General features: G+C 56.0%; 15 protein-coding genes. 11 read left to right on the top strand and 4 right to left on the bottom strand.

Annotation, left to right across the window (positions count from 1 at the left end):
* The first annotated feature begins 141 nt into the window (after positions 1–141).
* The 7 genes from dnaE (at position 142) to KOE80_RS18325 (ending at position 9,544) form a co-directional block, all read left to right on the top strand.
* Entirely contained in the window at positions 142–3,618 is a 3,477-nt protein-coding gene (gene dnaE, locus KOE80_RS18355; RefSeq protein ID WP_226349686.1) for a DNA polymerase III subunit alpha, read from the top strand.
* Positions 3,615–4,721, top strand: a complete 1,107-nt coding sequence (locus KOE80_RS18350) for a glycosyltransferase family 4 protein (protein ID WP_083053968.1) — start codon at positions 3,615–3,617, stop codon at positions 4,719–4,721. The genes dnaE and KOE80_RS18350 overlap by 4 nt, the downstream gene beginning before the upstream one ends.
* Entirely contained in the window at positions 4,718–5,560 is an 843-nt protein-coding gene (locus KOE80_RS18345) for a polysaccharide deacetylase family protein (RefSeq protein WP_022983576.1), read from the top strand. Before KOE80_RS18350 ends, KOE80_RS18345 begins: the two co-directional genes overlap by 4 nt.
* Positions 5,533–6,339 (top strand): glycosyltransferase family 2 protein, encoded by an 807-nt coding sequence (locus KOE80_RS18340; RefSeq protein WP_226349685.1) that lies wholly within the window; start codon positions 5,533–5,535, stop codon positions 6,337–6,339. Before KOE80_RS18345 ends, KOE80_RS18340 begins: the two co-directional genes overlap by 28 nt.
* A gap of 33 nt (positions 6,340–6,372) precedes the next feature.
* The gene (locus KOE80_RS18335; protein WP_060185766.1) at positions 6,373–7,089 is read left to right on the top strand and encodes a polysaccharide deacetylase family protein; all 717 of its coding nucleotides are present in this window, start codon (positions 6,373–6,375) and stop codon (positions 7,087–7,089) included.
* A complete protein-coding gene (locus KOE80_RS18330; RefSeq protein WP_137431242.1) occupies positions 7,086–8,270 on the top strand; it encodes a glycosyltransferase family 4 protein in 1,185 nt (394 codons plus the stop codon). The genes KOE80_RS18335 and KOE80_RS18330 overlap by 4 nt, the downstream gene beginning before the upstream one ends.
* 158 nt (positions 8,271–8,428) lie before the next feature.
* Positions 8,429–9,544 carry a glycosyltransferase family 4 protein gene (locus tag KOE80_RS18325; protein WP_035270697.1) on the top strand — a complete coding sequence of 372 codons (1,116 nt, stop codon included), beginning with the start codon at positions 8,429–8,431 and terminating at the stop codon, positions 9,542–9,544.
* 67 nt (positions 9,545–9,611) lie between these two features.
* Here the strand turns inward: KOE80_RS18325 and KOE80_RS18320 are convergent, their stop codons facing one another.
* The 3 genes from KOE80_RS18320 to KOE80_RS18310 are packed head-to-tail and all read right to left on the bottom strand — an operon-like array spanning position 9,612 to position 11,541.
* Positions 9,612–9,878, bottom strand: coding sequence for a zinc/iron-chelating domain-containing protein (locus tag KOE80_RS18320; RefSeq protein ID WP_009461678.1), 267 nt, complete (start codon positions 9,876–9,878; stop codon positions 9,612–9,614).
* The gene (locus tag KOE80_RS18315) at positions 9,875–10,639 is read right to left on the bottom strand and encodes a YdcF family protein (RefSeq protein WP_009461680.1); all 765 of its coding nucleotides are present in this window, start codon (positions 10,637–10,639) and stop codon (positions 9,875–9,877) included. Before KOE80_RS18315 ends, KOE80_RS18320 begins: the two co-directional genes overlap by 4 nt.
* On the bottom strand, positions 10,636–11,541 hold the full coding sequence (locus KOE80_RS18310) for a glycosyltransferase family 9 protein (RefSeq protein WP_226349684.1): 906 nt from the start codon (positions 11,539–11,541) through the stop codon (positions 10,636–10,638). The genes KOE80_RS18315 and KOE80_RS18310 overlap by 4 nt, the downstream gene beginning before the upstream one ends.
* 147 nt (positions 11,542–11,688) lie before the next feature.
* Between KOE80_RS18310 and msbA the strand changes: the two genes are divergently transcribed.
* From msbA to KOE80_RS18290, 4 genes are all read left to right on the top strand, one after another.
* Complete coding sequence (msbA, locus tag KOE80_RS18305; protein ID WP_009461684.1) at positions 11,689–13,482, top strand: lipid A export permease/ATP-binding protein MsbA; 1,794 nt, start codon at positions 11,689–11,691, stop codon at positions 13,480–13,482.
* A 30-nt stretch (positions 13,483–13,512) separates the two neighbouring features.
* Positions 13,513–13,971 carry a hypothetical protein gene (locus KOE80_RS18300; protein ID WP_009461686.1) on the top strand — a complete coding sequence of 153 codons (459 nt, stop codon included), beginning with the start codon at positions 13,513–13,515 and terminating at the stop codon, positions 13,969–13,971.
* Between the two features lie 135 nt (positions 13,972–14,106).
* Positions 14,107–14,637: an AAA family ATPase gene (locus KOE80_RS18295; protein WP_226349683.1), complete on the top strand. Its 531-nt coding sequence runs from the start codon at positions 14,107–14,109 to the stop codon at positions 14,635–14,637.
* 460 nt (positions 14,638–15,097) lie between these two features.
* Positions 15,098–16,876: an amidohydrolase gene (locus KOE80_RS18290; protein ID WP_226349682.1), complete on the top strand. Its 1,779-nt coding sequence runs from the start codon at positions 15,098–15,100 to the stop codon at positions 16,874–16,876.
* On the opposite strand, the gene rng is transcribed toward KOE80_RS18290, so the two are convergent.
* Entirely contained in the window at positions 16,863–18,326 is a 1,464-nt protein-coding gene (gene rng, locus KOE80_RS18285; RefSeq protein ID WP_009461688.1) for a ribonuclease G, read from the bottom strand. The two genes, KOE80_RS18290 and rng, sit on opposite strands and share 14 nt — an antisense overlap.
* Between the last annotated feature and the right edge of the window lie 430 nt (positions 18,327–18,756).

Raw genomic sequence — 18,756 nt, 5'->3', positions numbered from 1 at the left:
GCAGGGCGATATTGGGCATTGGGATGCGCCCTTGCAGATCATGTGCTTTGGGTTTGAATGCCTTGCAATACGTTTCAAGGTATTCACCCGTAGCGCCATTTCAGCCTCAACAATGTCCATAGGCTTCAGTACAATTCCATCATGAGCGAAACCACCCCTTCCTTTGTCCATTTGCGATCCCACTCGGAGTTCTCCGTGGTGGACGGCATCGCCCGTATTCCCGAAATGATCAAGAAAGCGCAGGCTTATGGGCAGCCTGCACTGGCTTTGACGGACTTGTGCAACTTGTTTGGACAGATCAAGTTCTATACCTCGGCGCGTAAAGCCGGGCTGAAAGCCCTCATGGGCTGTGATATCTGGCTGCAAAACGAGGAAGACCGCGAAAAACCGTCGCGCTTGCTATTGCTGGTGCAAAACGAGGCCGGTTACTTGAGCCTGTGTGACATTCTGACCCGCGCCTGGTTGGGGAACCAATACAAGGGGCGGGCAGAGGTACAGCGCGCCTGGCTGAAAGAATGTAGTGGCTTGATTGCCTTGTCCGGTGCTCGTATGGGTGATGTAGGCCAGGCTCTGGCCGATGGCAATCTGGATTTGGCCCGTGATTGCGCCCGTCAGTGGGCAGACCTGTTTCCCGGCGCCTTCTATATTGAACTGCAGCGCAGCGGTGCGGACGGCGATGAGCTGTATGTACAAGCTGCCATGCGTTTGGCAGCAGAGATGGACCTGCCTGTCGTTGCTACGCACCCGATTCAGTTTATTGCCCCGGACGATTTCCGCGCGCATGAGGTGCGGGTGTGTATTGCCGAAGGCGAACAGCTGGCCAACCCTAAGCGTGTGAAGCGTTTTACGCAAGAGCAATATTTTCTAAGCTCGGACGAAATGCAGCAGCGCTTTGCGGACGTTCCTGCTGCGCTGGAAAACACGCTGGAAATTGCCAAGCGTTGCAACCTGGAGCTGGAACTGGGCAAACCCTATCTGCCCGATTTTCCCACGCCCGATGGCATGTCGCTGGGTGACTTCCTGATTCAACAGGCCAAAGACGGTCTGGAAATCCGCTTGAAGCAGCTGTATGCCGACCCCGAGGAGCGCGAGAAGCAACGCCCCACTTACGAAGAGCGTTTGATGTGGGAGTGCAACACCATTATTTCCATGGGCTTTCCCGGCTACTTCCTGATCGTGGCGGACTTCATTAACTGGGGCAAGCACAATGGCGTGCCCGTAGGGCCGGGCCGGGGTTCGGGGGCGGGTTCCCTGGTGGCTTACAGCATGGGGATTACTGATCTGGATCCCTTGCGCTATGACTTGCTGTTCGAACGTTTCCTGAATCCCGAGCGGGTATCCATGCCTGACTTTGACGTGGACTTTTGCCAGGACAACCGCGAACGCGTTATTGATTACGTTAAACAGAAATATGGCCGTCAGGCCGTCAGCCAGATCGCCACGTTCGGTACTCTGGGCGCAAAAGCCGTGGTGCGCGACGTAGGCCGTGTGCTGGAACTGCCTTACAGCCTGTGCGATGGCTTGTCCAAACTGATTCCGTTCAACCCCGCCGATCCCTGGACGCTGGAACGTGCGCTGGCCGATGAGCCGGCCTTTCGCGAGCGTTACGAGAACGACGAGGAAGTCAAAGCCCTGATCGATCTGGCCCGTCCCTTGGAAGGCCTGACCCGTAGTGTGGGCATGCACGCCGGGGGGGTCTTGATTGCACCCGGCAAATTGATCGATTTTTGCCCGCTGTATGCCCAGTCTGGCCCGGACGCCAACGCCGTGTCGCAATACGACAAGGACGACGTGGAGGCTGCCGGCCTGGTCAAGTTCGACTTTCTGGGGCTGCGTAACCTGACGATTCTGGACTGGGCCGTGCGCTATGTACGCCAGTTCAATGCGGACAAGCGCGAGTTCGACATCATGGCCTTGCCATTGGATGACGACGCCTCCTACAAGCTGTTGTGCGAAGGTAATACGACAGCGGTGTTCCAGCTGGAATCGCGTGGGATGAAGGAGCTGCTGCGCAGTCTGCGGCCTTCCACTTTTGAAGACATTATCGCCATGCTGGCCCTGTATCGCCCGGGGCCGCTGGAGTCAGGCATGGTGGTGGACTTCGTGAACCGTAAACACGGTCGAGCCGAGGTCGATTACTTCCACCCGGATCTGGAAAGCACCTTGAGCAGCACCTACGGGGTCATCGTCTACCAGGAACAGGTGATGCTGATCTCGCAGATTATCGGTGGCTACTCGCTGGGTGGCGCCGACTTGCTGCGCCGCGCCATGGGCAAGAAAAAGCCCGAGGAGATGGCCAAGCACCGTGTTCTGTTCGAGGAAGGGGCGGTCAAGAAAGGCCACGACCCTGAATTGGCGGTCAAGCTGTTTGACCTGATGGAAAAGTTTGCGGGCTATGGCTTTAACAAGAGTCACTCCGCTGCTTATGCTCTCATTGCCTATCAGACGGCCTGGCTCAAAGCCCACCATCCGGCCGAGTTCCTGGCCGCGACTTTGCTGTCCGATATGGACGATACCGATAAGGTACAGATTTTCTGGAAGGACGCGCTGGCCAACGGCGTGGAAGTCTTGCCGCCAGATATCAATGCGTCCAACTATCGCTTTGAGCCTGTGCAGGACAGCTATACGGAAAAAGGCTTGCCGCCACGCACCATGCGCTACGGTCTGGGCGCCGTGAAGGGGACCGGTCAGGCTGCGGTTGAAGCAATTGTGGATGCTCGCAAGCAAGGCGGTCCTTTCACCAGCCTGTTTGATTTCTGCCGTCGTGTAGACCGCCATCAGGTGAACAAGCGCACCATTGAAGCCTTGGTGCGTGCCGGCGCTTTTGACACGATTGATGAAAACCGCGCCGCTTTGCTGGCCAGTATCGGTGCCGCTACCGAAGCTGCCGAACAGGCCGAACGTAGCGCCAACCAGTCTTCGCTGTTTGATGACGACTCCAACGATATTGTGGAAGGCGAGGTTGCGAAAGTGGCTCCCTGGAGCCTGCAAGATCGCTTGCGTCAGGAAAAGACGGCACTGGGCTTTTACTTCAGCGGCCATTTGTTTGACGCCTGGCGTGATGAGGTCCGCCGTTTTGCACCGACACCGTTGGCACGTCTGGAAGCGTCGCGCAGTCCGCAGTGGTTTGCCGGTGTGCTGTCAGCGGTGCGTGTACGCATGACACGTCGCGGCAAGATGCTTTACGCCATGCTGGATGACGGCTCGGCGCAGCTGGAAGTGGCCATCTTCAATGAGTTGTTTGAAGAGCATCGCCAGCGTCTGAAAGAAGACCAGTTGATCATCATCCAGGGCAAGGTCAGCAACGACGATTACACCGGCGGCTTGCGTATCAATGCTGATGCTATTTTTGACTTGCAGTTGGCCCGTGAAGCCCGTGCCAGTTGCCTGAGCATCGGCCTGAACAATAATGCCGACGCACAGCGTCTGCAAACCTTGTTGGCACCACACCGTGCCCAGGAGCAGGGCGGGGTGCCGGTCGAGGTACAACTGCTGCGTCCCGATTATGAGTGCGTGGTGCAGTTGGGCCCGCAGTGGCGTGTTCGTCTGGCGGATTCCCTGCTGGAGCAGCTGGAAGGCTGGGACGCCACGCGCGAGGTGGAGATCAGCTACCGATGAGGCCCTTGCGCATTCTGCACTCGGAAGCTGCCACCAGCTTTGGTGGTCAGGAAAACTACATTCTGCGAGCCATGCGCATCTTGCGCGAAAGGGGGCATCAGGTGGAGGCCGCCTGCCAACCCCACGCCCAGTTGACCGAGCGCCTGCGCGACGAGGGTTTTGTGGTTCATACCCTGTTGATGGATGGCCCGGCCAATTACATGCGCGGTGTGCGCCAGTTGCGTCGGGTCTTGCGCCAAGGTCAGTTTGATGTGCTGAACAGCCATAGCCGCCGTGACACCATGCTGGCCGGTGTGGCCGGGCGCCTGGCGGGAACTCCCTTGATTGTGCGTACGCGCCATCTGGCCAAGAAAGTGGGCTCCTTGATGTCTTACACCATCGTGCCCAAACGGGTGATTACGCCCAGCGATTATGTGCGCGATCACCTGATCGAGCGGGGCGTGAAACCTGGGCATGTTCGGGTGGTCTATCCCTGTGTCGATCCCAGCGTGATTGATTCAGCGCCCCTCCTGGATTTGCGTGCCCAGTTGGGTTTGGCGTCTGATACCTTGCTGGTAGGTTGCGTTGCCGTATTGCGGCGCGAAAAAGGCCATCATGAACTGATCGCCGCCATGCAGCCTTTATTTGATCGCTACCCTCAATTGCACTTGGTGCTGGTGGGGGGCGGCTCTCCGGGTTATGAACAGTTGCAGGCCTTGATCGCGGAGCTGGGACTGCAAGGGCGGATTCATATGCTGGGCGCTCGTGCAGATGTGCCTTCGATTCTGCCCAATCTGGATATTTTTGCCTTGGCGACCCATATGGAAGCGTCGGGCACTGTTTTTGTAGAAGCTGGAAGCGCTGGCATTCCTGTGCTGGGCAGTCGCGTTGGCGGGGTCCCGGAGATGATGCAAGAAGGCCGCAGCGGTTTGCTGGCGGATTTGCACGACCCGGAGCAGTGGCGTGCCGCCTTGGAAAAAATGATCCGGAGCACGGAGTTGCGTCAGGAAATGGGAGCCGCAGGGCGCCTGTTTTGTCGTAGCGACGAGCGCTTTACCCCGGTTGCCATGGGCGACCGGCTGGAAGGCGCTTATTATGCTTGGTTAAAGGAGCTTCAGGGATGAAAGTGGCAAGCACTGTGCCCGTCATGATGTACCACCATGTCACCCCGGAAGGGGGCATGATCAATGCCAGTCCCGAGCATTTCGAGCAGCATTTGCAATGGTTGAAGAAAAACGGCTGGACCAGCCTGACAACCGAGCAATTTGTAGGCCATCTGCAAGGGCAGGGCGTACCGCCCAAATCGGTACTGATTACCTTTGATGACGGCTACCTGGATAACTGGGTCTACGCTTATCCCTTGTTGAAAAAATATGGCTTCAATGCCGTGATTTTCCTGGTGACAAGCTGGATCAATGAGGGGCCTGTGCGCCCTTATCTGGGCCAGGGCCAGGACGTGCCCGAATGCCCGGATCATCGTGAATGTGAAGCGCGTATCGAGCAAGGTCGTAGCGACGAGGTGATTTTGCGCTGGAGTGAAATCCACGCCATGCAGGCTGATGGTGTGTTCGAGTTCCACAGTCATACTCATACCCATACTCGCTGGGACCTGAGCGAACAGCGCGATCAAAAGAACGACAAGATGCGTTGGGAACTGGAGCAATCCCGTCAGACCTTGAAGGCCAATATGGGTATGGTCTCTGACCAGCTGTGTTGGCCGCAAGGCTATTTTGATCCTGATTATGTGCAGGTCGCCCAGCAAGCCGGTTTCCGCTATCTGTATACAACGCGCGCCTTCGGCTCCAACCAGCCTGGTAGCGATCCTTTGCACATTTATCGTTTCGCCGTGCGTGACACGACGGGCGTATCGGTAGGACGCAGGCTGAATGTTGCGGTACATCCCGTGATCGGTCCGATTTTCAACAGGTGGAAAGCATGGCGTCGTCGTCAACGACAGAAATAGGGCAAAGCGCCGCGTCGAGTTCTGGCAAGCGCCTGTCCGTTATCCTGATCACGAAAAACGAGCAGGCGCATATTCGTGCCTGCCTGGAATCCGTTGCCTTTGCGGACGAGATTATTGTGGTGGACTCGGGCAGTACGGATGATACGGTGGAAATCGCCCGCTCCATGGGGGCGAACGTGACGGTCACCCCGGATTGGCCCGGTTTTGGGCCGCAGAAGAATCGGGCACTGGATCAGGCCACGGGCGAGTGGGTGCTGTCCATTGACGCGGACGAGCGCGTTACGCCCGAGCTTGCACAACTGATTCAGCAGGAAATGATCCAGCCGCGTGGTACGGCTTACCGGATTGCCCGCCTGTCAGAGTTCGCTGGCCGCTGGATGCGCCATAGCGGTTGGTGGCCAGACCGGGTATTACGACTGTTCAAGCGTGGTACAGCCCGCTTTAACGACGCCAAAGTCCATGAAAGCGTGCAGACCGAGCATCCAGTCCTGGTCTTGGATGGACATTTTCTGCATTACCCCTACGCCAGTCTTGAAGTCTTTATCGACAAGATCAACCGTTATTCCTCGGATGCGGCCCGTCAAATGCAGGCCAAGGGCAAGACCACCAGCCTGCCGGGCATTGCTGGCCATGCCAGCTGGACCTTCGTGCGTCACTATATTGTTCGACGGGGATTTCTGGATGGCCCGCAAGGCTTCATTCTGGCGTGTATGGCCGCTTCTGGCAGCCTGTTTCGATATAGTAAGCTGTGGTATTACACCCGTCAGAAGTCTGATTAGCCCCTTATAATGCCGCCTATGATTCCGATTCTTATGTACCACCAGGTCGGGGTGCCTGCTCCCAAGGGCTCGCCTTACCGTGGTTTGACCGTGCATCCTACTGATTTTCGGCGCCAGATGACTTGGCTCAAGCGCTTGGGTTACCGTGGTTTATCCATGGCGCAACTGATGCCGTACCTGCGGGGTGAAAAGCAGGGCAAGGTTGTGGGAATCAGCTTTGATGATGGCTACCGTAACGTCTTTCAGAACGCCATGCCGGTGCTGGATGAATTGGGCTTTACGGCGACCAATTACATTGTGGCGCGGCATCTGGACGGTTCGAACTTCTGGGACCAACCCAAAGGAGTGCCGCATTCCGGTCTGATGTCCTTGCCAGAACTGCGCGCCTGGGTGAACGCCGGTCATGAAGCCGGTTCGCATACGCTGGACCATGTGCATCTGACCGATGTGTCCTCGGAAATTGCCCATTACCAGATCGTGCAATCCAAGGCAGAGCTGCAAGACGTGCTGCAAGTGGAAGTCAGCGCGTTTTGCTATCCCTATGGCGATCAGAATCAGGCTATTCGTGAGCAGGTGCGTCAGGCTGGTTATCTGAATGCCACCACGACCAATCGCGGTCTGGCTCGTTCAGACGATGATTTGTTTGACTTGCCCCGTGTGACGGTCTCGCGTTCCACCAATATTTTGCGCTTCGTGCAAAAGTGCGTGACACGCCTGGAAGACAAGCGTCGTACGGTTTCCCGCTCATGAGCTCAGATCAAACCCGCGATACTCCCGCTGCGATTCCCGAGCGCCTGCGCATCGCTTTTGTGGTCGACCGTTTCGGTAACCGCTTTGGCGGCGCTGAAGCGTATGGGGTGGAACTGATGCGCGAGCTGGCCGAAAAACACGAAATCACCGTGTTTGCGCGCGAATATGACAGTCGCTGTGATTTGAAACTGGCCTATGTGCCTATTCGACATTGGTCGCATTGGCCGGGCTGGATACGCGGTATCCTGTTTGCCCGTCAGGCCGCCAAGGCCACGGCGCAAGGTTTTGATATTGTGCACTCGCACATGAACGGCTGGTGCGGGGACGTGGAAGTAGTGCATGTCACCCCCGTGCGGTTTAACTGGCGCGTGCGGCCTTTGCCTTTATTGAAAAAACTGGGCTCCTACTTCAGCCCCAGGGTCTGGGGGTATCTGGGTTTGGAAAAACGCCGTTTGCGCCCCGGTCCTCATGCCGTAGTCGCCGTTTCGGGCCTGATTGCCGAACAATTGCAGCAAGCCTATGGCAGCGTGCACGACTATCCCGTCATTGCTCCCGGTGTGGCCTTGCCGCAAGCCGATGCCCAAGGCCAGGAGCGCACCCAGGTTCGCGAGTCTTTGGGTTTTACGAACGATCAGGTTGTCTGCCTGTTGGTGGCTCGTAATCCGCTGCGTAAAGGCTTGAATACGGTGCTGGAAGCCTTGGCGAAACTGCCTTCCCATTATCGATTGCTGGTGGTGGGCGGAAAGCCGGGTTTGCGTGACCAGATACGCCAGCAGCTTCAGACTCTGAATATGCAGGATCGCGTCATCCTGCAGGGTGAAACCTCCAACGTCGAACCTTTTTATCGCGCTGCCGATATTTACGTGCATCCCACCCTGAATGACAGCTTTGGCATGGCACCGCTGGAAGCCATGTCCTATGGCTTGCCGGTTGTCCTGAGCCCGGCTCCGTGGTGCGGCTTTGCCCAATATGTGCAGGGCGGCTATCACGCACTGCTGCTCAGCCATCCGGAGGATGCTCAGGAACTGGCTCAGGCGATTGAGAAAATCAGCAAGGACCCGGCCATGGCCAGGAACCTGATCGAGAACTCGCGTGAGTTATTGGTGCAATTCAGTTGGCCTGCCGTCGCGACTCGCTATCAGGACCTGTATCAAAAAGTGTTGCTTCGCCGCCAAGATTAAAGGCAGGTGCAGCCAGGTTTTCTCTTTTACCGAGATTAAATCGTCAAAACTGCTGTTCAGTCATTGTTCAGCTTACGCAATAGCGGATACACTTTGTGGCCTGTAGATGCTCGATCTGAGTATTTGTCTGTCATTCACAGCCGCTGACGGAGCGAGTTTTGAAGGTCCTGATCACTGATATTCACCATGGTAATGGCGGTGGCCATGTCACCTATATTCTGGGTTTGTTGCGCGGTTTGGCCCATCAGTGTGAATTCACTCTGGCGGCACCGGCAACGGGCCGACTGTATCGGGAAGCGTCGCAGATACCCGGTGTAAGAGTGTTGCCAGGCCTGTATACCGCCCGTATCGGGACGGCCTTGTCGGAAATCTGGAACCTGCGCCGTTTTTTGCAGCGCGAAGCCTTCGATATCGTGCATTGCAATGGCAGTACCGATCATCGTCATGTCATGATCGCCTGCAAAACCTTGTCGAATCCTCCCGTTATTATCTGGACCAAACACAATACCAAGCGCCTACACAGCATGGGTAACCGTTTGCGGGCGCGCTTTGGGACTGATCTTTGCATTGCTGTCAGCGATTATGTTGCCCGCCAACTCGCCAATTCCGATTATCGGCGTTGCAACGTTGAACGGATTTATCACGGTCTGGACTTGGAGCATTATTCCCCGGTTTCCGCGCAGGAAAAGCAGGCTGCACGCCAAGCACTTTTCGGCGCTGATTTGGCAGAGAACAGTTTGGTGCTGGGCTCAGTGGGTGGCACGGATCTGGAAAAAGGTTGGTTGCTGCTGGTTGAAGCAGTATCCCGTCTGGAGCCGGAACTCAAGCAGCGCGTTCGGATTGTGGTAGCAGGTGATCCACCTGCGCAGGCTGTTCGGGAGCAAGTGCAGGCTTTGGGCTGTGCCGAACAATTGGTTTTCCCCGGCTTGGTTAAGGATGTGCGGTCGATCCTGGCTGCCTGTGATGTGGGGTTTGTGCTTTCATACAAAGAGTCGGCCTCGTACGCGTGCTACGAATCCTTGGCTTTGGGGCTGCCCGTCTTGATCTCCAATGCGGGTGGTTTACCGGAAAGCATCGAGCATTTGCATGAGGGTTGGGTGGTGCCTTGTGGAGACGTGGCAGCCATTGAGGCGCATGTCCGAGACATGTTATGTCAGAAGTACTGCTTGCATACCGTGGGCAAGCGTGCCAGGCAGCGCGCAGAAAACCGTTTTGATGCGCAGCGTTTTTCGGTGGATACCTATCAGGCCTATTTGAAGGCGCGGGCGCTATAAAGTCAGGTGCAGGCCAAGCCTGTAGTAAAAAGCGTTCTGAGTGTATTTCAGAACGCTTTTTTTATGCTTAGTTGTTGAGGGACGGAGCAGTGAGTGTTTCCAGCTCCGTCAGCCAGATCAAGGCATCTTCCCGCTTTTCTCCACACATTTCCGGTGAGGCTTGCAAGCCCGAGCAACAGGCAGGGCGTTCGGGTTGGCCAAAAATCCGACAACGTAGCTGTTCGTCCAGCTGAATACAGGGCACACCCGCAGGCTTGCCGTGGGGCATGCCGGGGATAGGACTGGAGATAGAGGGGGCGATACAGCAGGCCCCACATTCAGAACGGCAAATCATGCCCAGCCTCGGGACCAGTACACCAGAATCCCGACATATTCCTTGATGATGGAGCGGCTGGATTGCAGGGCCATCAGATTGGGTTTCCACATGGAAAACTCGGGGCTGTTCGGAACCGTTAGCTGTGGGGCGGCACCAGCCGCAATGACATCGACCCCTTGCTTGCGGAAAATTGCCATGGCGCGTGGCATGTGCAGGGCAGAGGTTACCAACAAGACTTTCTTGGCCTGCTTTTCTTGCAGTAGCTGGGCGGTGTATGCACCATTTTGCTGGGTGGTCAGGCTTTCGTTTTCCATCAGTGTGGCCGAGGCGGGCACATCCAGATTAGTCAGGGTGTTGGCCATGACCTTGGCTTCACTGATGCCGCCGTCCAGCGCGGCTCCCGACAAGACAATGTAAGGTGCACGGCCCGCTTTATACAGATCGGCCGCTCGTTCTACCCGCGCCGATGTTTTCTGTGCTGTTTGGGGCAAGAACCAATTGCTGCGGTTTTGAGCGGTGTGGCCGCCCAGAACCACAATGGCATCGGCTTGCGTTACCTGCTCAGCCGGCTGATAGGGATACATTTTTTCCAGATAACCGCCCGCATACAGACTGGTGGCAGGCAGGGACCAGGCGCCGGTCCAGAGCAGTCCGGCCAAGGCCAGAGCGGCGGCGGTTTTGCGCAGGCGCAAGATAAAGAGCAGCACCGCCACAAGTAGTAGGGCGGCAAACAAATTCAGCGGAATGACCAGGCTGGTCAGGATGCTCGATACATTCATGGGTGCTCCCGCTCTGACTCCAGCACTTGCACCACCTCGTCCAGCGTTGGCCATTGGCCATCGCGCCCCAGGCAAATCGCCCGTGGCGACCAGGGACCGGTGTCTTCAGGGTTGGTGACGCCACATAAGGTCAGCTGCTGGGCCTTGATGGCTGCCGCGACATGGGAGACGCCAGAGTCATTGCAAATAACCCACTGCGCCTGTTGGCAAAGCCGCGCAAACGCTCCTAAAGGCAGGGGCGGCAGGCAACGTGCGCTGGGCGCATTTTGCAGGGCAGCCTCATGCTCGTTGGGCGGGGGGCACATAATGACGGTTTTGCCTTGGGCTTGCAGATGGCGGGTCAGTTGGTCGAAATACGGCCAGACTTTGACGCGGCCTTTGTGCAGTCCCGTTGCGGTAGGGGCGATCAGAATATAGTCACCGGGGCGCAGGGCGGCTTGGCGCAGACTGTTGTCGCCTTCTTGCCGTTGCAGGGGGCTGAGCGTCAAATCCAGGGTGGCTGGGGCTTGTTCAGGCGCCGGGTTCAATTTCCACAGCGCCAAAGCCTGCTGAACAATATAGAACCAGGATTGCACCGCATGCAACTGCTTTTGCGGCTTATTTAACGGCCATCGTAATAAAAGGCTACGGCCATCGTCCCGGTAACCGCAGGCTGGCAGACCTGCCAGTTTGAAGCTGAGGGCGCTGCTCAGCGAATCGGGCAGCAGCAGGCCATACGCTTGGCGATGGCCGTGCTGGCGACGATAACGGCGTATGGCTTTGGCATCCTGGTGCCAGTGGCTGCTCATGGGGATGAAGCCATGCAAGGGGTAAGCCGCCAGCAGTTCGCGGGCCCAGGGGCGGGCGCAAACCACGACGGGCAAACCGGTATCCAGCAGAGCCTGTAAACACGGCAGGCTCATGCATACATCGCCTAGCCAATTAGGCAATCGTAAATAAAGGGCAGAGGGATCAGACATGAACAGGACAACTAGGCAGAACCAACAAGTGCGGAGGCGCTCGACTCAGGCAATGAGCGTTAGAATAAACACAATTAGATAGTATATAGGGTGTCCTCGTTGTCCAACGCCATAGAAACCAAAATCAAGCCTGCTGGGCACGATCCTGTCAAATCCGATCTCTGGAAGCGCATTTATAGCCGTTTGCTGCCTTATTGGAAGGTGGCGGTGCTGGCGCTGATCCTGGTCAGTATCTCCTCGGCTACCCAGCCAGTGCTGGCGGTGATCATGAAGCCTTTGCTGGATGATGGCTTTACGGGTGCCAATCCGGACTATATGTGGTCCATCCCGCTGGCGGTGATCGGGCTGATGTTTGTGCGCGGCGTGACCAGTTACGGCAGTTCTTATTTGTTTGCCTGGATCGCCAACAAAATGTTGCTGACTTTACGTGGTGACATGTTCTCGCGCTTGCTGGGATTGTCCGACTCGGAGTTCAAGCAAGGGGATACTGGCCGTTTGCTGAACCGCTTCACGATTGATGCCGGCACCATGACTGGTGTGGCCACCGAGGTGGTCACCGTCGTAGTGCGTGAAACCTTGACCGTGATCGCCTTGTTGGGTGTTCTGCTTTACATGTCCTGGCAATTGACCGTGATCGTGTTTCTGGTCATGCCCGCCTCGGTCTTTGTGGCCAAACTGGTGTCGCGTCGCCTGCGCCGCATCAACCGCGATACCGTGAACATGAATGCTGAGCTGACTCGTGTGGTCAGTGAAGCTATCGATGCCCAACGTGTCATCAAGCTGTTTGATGGCTACGAGCGTGAAAACACCCGTTTCATGTATGTGAATGCGCGCCTGCGCCGCTTCGCCATGCGTGCAGCTTCTGCGGATGCCGCTCTGTCGCCTATTACACAGCTGTTTGTGTCGATTGCCGTGGCCGGAGTGATTTTTGTCGCTCTTTACCAGGCCAATACCGGCACGCTGACTATCGGTAGCTTTGCTGCTTTCATGGCTGCCCTGGGACAGATTTTTGACCCTATCAAGCGTTTGACCAATATCACCGGCACGATGCAGCGCATGCTGGTGGCGGCAGAAAGTGTCTTCAAGCTGGTTGACCAGGACCCTGAGCCCGATACCGGGACTCGAGAGTTCACGCAGCCTGTGCATGGGCATATCGAGTTCGACTCGGTGTCACATCGTTTCCCCAACGCGCATCGCGATACCTTGTCCGAGGTCAGTTTTGCGGTGCAGCCCGGCCAGACCATTGCCCTGGTTGGCCGTTCCGGTAGTGGCAAGACCACACTGGCCAATATGTTGCCGCGTTTCTTGATTCCTAGCAGTGGGCAAGTGCGGGTAGATGGCATTCCCTCCGAAGAGCTGACCTTGCGTAGCTTGCGTAGCCAGATTTCTTTGGTCAGCCAGGACGTGGTGCTGTTTGAGGCGACGATTGGCCAAAACGTGGCCTATGGTGCAGGAGCCGATGTTACGCCGGAGCGTATCTGGGAAGCGCTGGAGGCAGCCAATCTGCGCGAGTTCGTGGAAGGCTTGCCACAAGGTCTGGATACGATGGTGGGCGAGAATGCCAATTCCCTGTCTGGCGGCCAGCGTCAGCGTCTGGCCATTGCCCGTGCCTTGATTAAAAATGCTCCCATTCTGATTCTGGATGAAGCCACCTCGGCTCTGGATAATGAGTCCGAGCGTCAGGTTCAGATGTCGCTGGAGACCCTGATGAAGGGCCGCAGTACCTTAGTGATTGCGCATCGTCTGTCTACCGTACAAAATGCGGATCAAATCCTGGTGCTGGACGAAGGGCGGATTATTGAGCAGGGCCGTCACGACGAATTGCTGGCCCGCAACGGTGTGTACGCCGGTTTCTACCAAATGCAGTTTCAGTTCAACGAATAAGCAGCCTGGGGCTGCACGATAAGGAACATCATGAAGAAAATCATTCTTGCGCTGGCCGGGCTGGCTGTGTTGGCAGGGTGTGCCAAGCAGGGTGCGGAACTGCGAGAACAGGATTTGCGTCGTCCCAGTTACTTCAAGACGGAGCGCCGCATCAATACGGACTTTGTGGGTATTCAGCGTGCCTTGTTCAAGCATCAGGCCGAGTGTGGCAAAGCAGCGGTTTTCAAAATGGATGAGCGTCAGGCCAGCTACGGCACTTTGCGCTACGAACTGGAACCGGGGGCGGGCTGGGATAAAAGTATCCTGATCGATCTGACCATGATGCAAAAGGGTTGGGTAGACGCAAAGGTTTACGCTTACCGCGCTGATGTGAAGCGAGAGATTCAGGAGATCTTCACTTCAATTCGTGCTCCAGGTGTGTGCAACCCGGACGATGCACCAAAAGAAGTGCTGCCCGAGGATGATTTTGTACCGGTTGCGCCGCTGTAAGTGTCCAAGCTTTGTGCTGGGCAACTCGCTCAGCACATGAGGCGCCCTGATCGCAGGACAAATCTGTCCTGCTCGTGACCCGCTTTTTCAGGCGGGTTTATTGTTTTTAGTCCCTCTCAATGAATAGAGATGATTATGGATCTTGCCTCTACACCCCAAGCCAGACAGATAGCCTCGACAGCAGCGATGCTCTATCTGATTTGCGGCAAGATAGCGGCGGGTAAATCCACCTTTGCTAAAAAGCTGTCCGAGCAGCCCAAGACCGTACTAATCAGCGAAGACGTTTGGCTGGCTAACGTATACCCCGGTCAAATTGCGTCTTTGGAAGATTACGCGCGCTGTTCAGCGCAGTTGCGGGCGGCCATGGCACCGCATATTGCTGCTTTGTTGCGGGCCGGAGTGTCTGTAGTGCTGGATTTTCCGTCCAATACCCTGGCAACACGCGCTTGGGCGCGGGAGCTGATTGAAAAATCGGCTGTGGCTCATGAACTGCATTATCTGGATGTGGCTGACAAACTGTGCAAGGCACGTTTGCATGCCCGTAATGCCAGTGGTGAGCATCCCTTTGAGACGACCGAAGCGCAGTTTGATTTGTTCAGCTCTTACTTTGTGGCACCTCAGGAGTCAGAGGGCTTTCATATCATCCGCCATCAGATTAGTGAATAAGCTTCAGTTTCGGCGTTCAGGCTGCTGAAGGAAGGGTGGCTTGGGGAGTTTGATAGTTACCTCATGCCATCACCTTGTCGGTATCACTCTACCTTCACCAAATGCTTCTGTTTGCCCTCATCTGCTCGGCAGTAATGACAGCCACAACTCTCTGTACAGCGTCCTCTTAAACAGCTCAGTTCTTGGAAATCTCGCCTTGCTAGTCAATGTCGTTCCATAAGTGGGACGCTGAGGTGCTTTTCACCCTACTACCGACCTTGATTTCGGCTGTTTATAGTGAGTTTGCCTTTGCCTGGATTTGAGCAGATGCAAGATGGCTGGAGAGTTTTACGTGAACTCATGTCGCCTCTTTGAACCTGGCTCCTGCATATTGCTAGGCCGCTCTGCCAAGGTATGCCGACTCAGTGTCTGCTGCCTCTCCAAGAAGGGCATCGAACAACTAGAACAGGAAACCTTTGCTATGAGTTCTCCCGTATGCCTTCCCAGTTTTCGTCGTTTTTTAGTGCGAGCCTTACTGACGGCCTGTAGTTTGAGTAGCGTGGTGGCTTATGCGCAGCCAGAAGCCGATACCATGGCTGTCATGTCGAACGGCGGGCGGGAATCGGCCGATATCGTCATTCGTAATGCTCTAATTCTGACGATGAACCCCGAGCAACCGCGGGCCACGGCCTTGGCGGTGCGAGGAAGGTATTTGAGTGCAGTTGGCAATGATGCTGACGTTCAAACGCAAATTGGTCCCGAGACGCAGGTGGTGGATGCGAATGGTCGTGTGGTGATTCCTGGTCTGATCGATGCCCATCTGCATGGAATACGCGGCGGGCAAACTTATCTGTTCGAAACCTACTGGCATGACGCCTTGAGCCTCCAGTCGGGATTATTGGATTTGCAACGCGCAGCACAGGAACGTAGTCCGGATCAGTGGCTTGCTGTTGTAGGCTCCTGGATCCCCGAGCAGTTTGCAGAAAAGCGTGCGCCTACGGTCGCTGACCTGGACCGTTTTGTGCCGGATCATCCGGCGTATGTTCAGTCCTTGTATGACTATGCCTTGGTCAATCGCCGTGGCATCGAGGTGCTGGCGCTGGATACAGCTCAACCTTTGGTGCCAGCGGGTATCACCGTAGAGCGAGATGATCAGGGGAAAGCGACTGGGAAATTGTTGGGTGGAATTGGCCCCTTCAATGCCTTGTTTGCCCACATTAGTCAGGGTTTGAATCAGGAAGCCAATCTGCTTGCCTTTTTTAAGGAACTGAATGCGCGTGGGGTGACCGGTTTTATTGACCCATCGGCCGGTGGCCCCGCTGCTTTCGAGCCACTCTTTTCGCTGCATCAGCAGCGCGCGTTGAGCGTGCGTGTGGGATATCGTCTGTCTCCTCCGCCGGGCGGAAATGAAACGACTTGGGTGCAAACCCATATGGCGTTTCGACCTTCCATGCATGACGACGGTTATCTGGCATTTCTGGGCTTGGGTGAAAGTTTGGTCATGGGCATGAACGATGCTGTACGTATGGCCCCAGGGTTCGCTCCCTCTTCTACTGATCAGAAGGAAATGCGTAAGGCATTGGCCTATGCGGCAAAACGCCGTATTCCCGTTGAACTGCATGCCTATACGGATGACAGTGCAGCCAGCATTCTTGATGCCATTGAGGAAGTGGCTCGTGAGCACCCAATCAAGGATTTACGCTGGTCGCTGGCGCATTTGAATACGGGCTCGCTTGCTACGCTGCGACGTATGCGTGATTTGGGGCTGGCGTTTAGCGTGCAAATGGGACCTTACTTCGAGGCTCCTGCAATTCTGGCAGCGAATGGTCCTCGTGTTGCCGAACAAACACCGCCTAGCAAGGCTGCGATGGCGATGGGTATGAGGGTTGCAGGGGGGACGGATGCCACCCGTATCGGCGTGGCCGGTGTCTGGCAGGCTATTGAGTATCAGGTAAGTGGGCGTTCTTTGGGGGGCGTCGTTCAGCGCCGAGCTGATTTGTTGCTCACACCCGAACAGGCCTTGACCTTGTATACGCGGGATGCGGCGTGGTTGGCCTTTGCTGATGAGACTCGTGGCAGTCTGGTGACAGGCAAATTAGCGGATCTTGCGGTATTGAATCAAGACCCCTTGAGCATTCCCGCCAATCAATTGCACCAGACACAATCTTTGCTGACTTTGTTAGGTGGGCGTGTCGTGCATGGAGAGGATTGGCTCAAGGGTCAATCCCACAATCGTCAAGCAGCACTTAAAGCAAAATAATGTCGTACTGTTCCTGGGAGTAGTGCGGATCTACCTCCAGGGAAATGGGCTTGCCAATAAAGTCGCCCGCCACGGCCAGGTGCTGGCTTTCTTCTTCCAGAAACAGGTCCACGACTTCCTGAGCCGCCAAAATACGAAATTCTTTGGGATTGAATTGTTTGGCTTCGCGCAGGACCTCGCGCAAGATTTCATAGCAGACTGTGCGGGCCGTGCGGACGGAACCTCGCGATTGGCAGGTGGGGCAGGGCTCGCATAGTTGGTGCGCCAAAGAGTCACGCGTACGTTTGCGCGTCATTTCCACCAGACCTAATTGACTAAAGCCATTGATCGTCACGCGAGTGCGGTCTTTGGCCAGCGCTTTTTGCAGCTCCTGCAAGACAGACTCCCGGTGAGCAGGGTCGTCCATATCAATAAAGTCCAGGATGATGATGCCACCCAGATTGCGCAGACGCAGCTGGCGGGCCAGGGCAATCGCTGCTTCCAGGTTTGTTTTGAAGATCGTGTCGTCAAAGTTGCGACCACCGACGAAACCGCCGGTATTCACATCCACCGTAGTGAGTGCTTCGGTCTGATCGATAATCAAATAGCCGCCGGACTTCAAATCCACCCGACGCGACAGGGCGCGATTGATTTCTTCATCCACATGGGCTGTATCAAACAGAGCGCGACTGCCTTTGTGGTGACTGATGCGCTCAAGCACCGAGGGCGTGTAAATCTGTGCCCACTCCTTCATCTCCTGCACGACGGTGCGTGAGTCCACGATGATGGATTGGGTGTTGGGCGTCACCATATCGCGTAAAACACGTTGCGCCAGGCTCAAGTCCGTATAAAGCACAGAGGGGGCGCCTTGCTCGCGGATACGTTCCTGAATACGTGTCCACAAAGTACGCAGATACTGCTGGTCTGCACTGATCTCTTCATCCGTCGCGCATTCGGCCTGAGTCCGTACGATGAAACCGCCTTTCTCATCCTTGGGCATAAGACGACTGACACGCTCGCGCAGCTCGATCCTGTCTGCATCCGACCCAATCCGTTGCGATACGCCAATATGAGGATCAAAAGGCAGATACACCAACATGCGGCCCGCAATACTGATTTGTGTTGATACACGAGCACCCTTGGTGCCCAAAGGATCCTTGATGACTTGTACTAATAGAGACTGACCTTCGTACAAGAGCTTTTCAATCGGCGTGGTGGGACTACCCTGATTACGCTCGGTGCGATTCTGGCGTAAGTCCGCGACATGGATAAACGCCGCGCGTTCCAGGCCAATATCAATAAAGGCACTTTGCATGCCGGGCAAAACCCGTGCCACCTTTCCCAGATAGACGTTCCCCACATAACCGCGTTGGATGCTGCGCTCGATATGAATTTCCTGGACAGCACCTTGCTCGACCAGGGCAACACGGGTTTCAAACGGAGTGACGTTAATCAGGATGTCTTCATGCATAGTAATTTCGCTCAGGAATATCTGTTCCGGGCTAGTGTAGGGCCAAGTCGGTGAGGCTGCTATGCCTTTATGACTATATAGAGAGTTTAGGGAGGATGACTGCTTCGCTTGTCTTTGTTTCGGAGACTGCTTGGGGATGTTTAAGGTTCCAGCTGCTTTATGCAGGTCGCCACTCGAGGCCCCGGGACCGGGTGTTGGGGCGGACTACTTGCCGGCGCAATGCGCCGGTCCCCTTGTCGGAGTCACAATCGGGGCGCAGTCTGAACTCGCCCAGTGATTGGTCCCCCGGACCAATCACAAACTTTGGGCTCAAACAGCAGACTGCTTGCATCCCCGATTGTGACTCCGACTGCGGCAAGTACTCTGACTCGCCCCAACACCCGGTCCCGGGGCCCCGAGTGGCTAGCAGCCCTGCATAATGCTCGATCTT

The organism is Alcaligenes sp. 13f (assembly GCF_020496585.1).
Lineage (GTDB): Bacteria > Pseudomonadota > Gammaproteobacteria > Burkholderiales > Burkholderiaceae_B > Alcaligenes > Alcaligenes phenolicus.
This window is presented reverse-complemented; position numbering and strand designations above follow the sequence as displayed.

Coding starts and splice junctions, on each gene's coding strand:
- dnaE (WP_226349686.1), top strand. CDS start 142: ATGAGCGAAACCACCCCTTCCTTTGTCCATTTGCGATCCCACTCGGAG.
- KOE80_RS18350 (WP_083053968.1), top strand. CDS start 3,615: ATGAGGCCCTTGCGCATTCTGCACTCGGAAGCTGCCACCAGCTTTGGT.
- KOE80_RS18345 (WP_022983576.1), top strand. CDS start 4,718: ATGAAAGTGGCAAGCACTGTGCCCGTCATGATGTACCACCATGTCACC.
- KOE80_RS18340 (WP_226349685.1), top strand. CDS start 5,533: ATGGCGTCGTCGTCAACGACAGAAATAGGGCAAAGCGCCGCGTCGAGT.
- KOE80_RS18335 (WP_060185766.1), top strand. CDS start 6,373: ATGTACCACCAGGTCGGGGTGCCTGCTCCCAAGGGCTCGCCTTACCGT.
- KOE80_RS18330 (WP_137431242.1), top strand. CDS start 7,086: ATGAGCTCAGATCAAACCCGCGATACTCCCGCTGCGATTCCCGAGCGC.
- KOE80_RS18320 (WP_009461678.1), bottom strand. CDS start 9,878: ATGATTTGCCGTTCTGAATGTGGGGCCTGCTGTATCGCCCCCTCTATC.
- KOE80_RS18315 (WP_009461680.1), bottom strand. CDS start 10,639: ATGAATGTATCGAGCATCCTGACCAGCCTGGTCATTCCGCTGAATTTG.
- KOE80_RS18310 (WP_226349684.1), bottom strand. CDS start 11,541: ATGAGCCTGCCGTGTTTACAGGCTCTGCTGGATACCGGTTTGCCCGTC.
- KOE80_RS18300 (WP_009461686.1), top strand. CDS start 13,513: ATGAAGAAAATCATTCTTGCGCTGGCCGGGCTGGCTGTGTTGGCAGGG.
- KOE80_RS18295 (WP_226349683.1), top strand. CDS start 14,107: ATGGATCTTGCCTCTACACCCCAAGCCAGACAGATAGCCTCGACAGCA.
- KOE80_RS18290 (WP_226349682.1), top strand. CDS start 15,098: ATGAGTTCTCCCGTATGCCTTCCCAGTTTTCGTCGTTTTTTAGTGCGA.
- rng (WP_009461688.1), bottom strand. CDS start 18,326: ATGCATGAAGACATCCTGATTAACGTCACTCCGTTTGAAACCCGTGTT.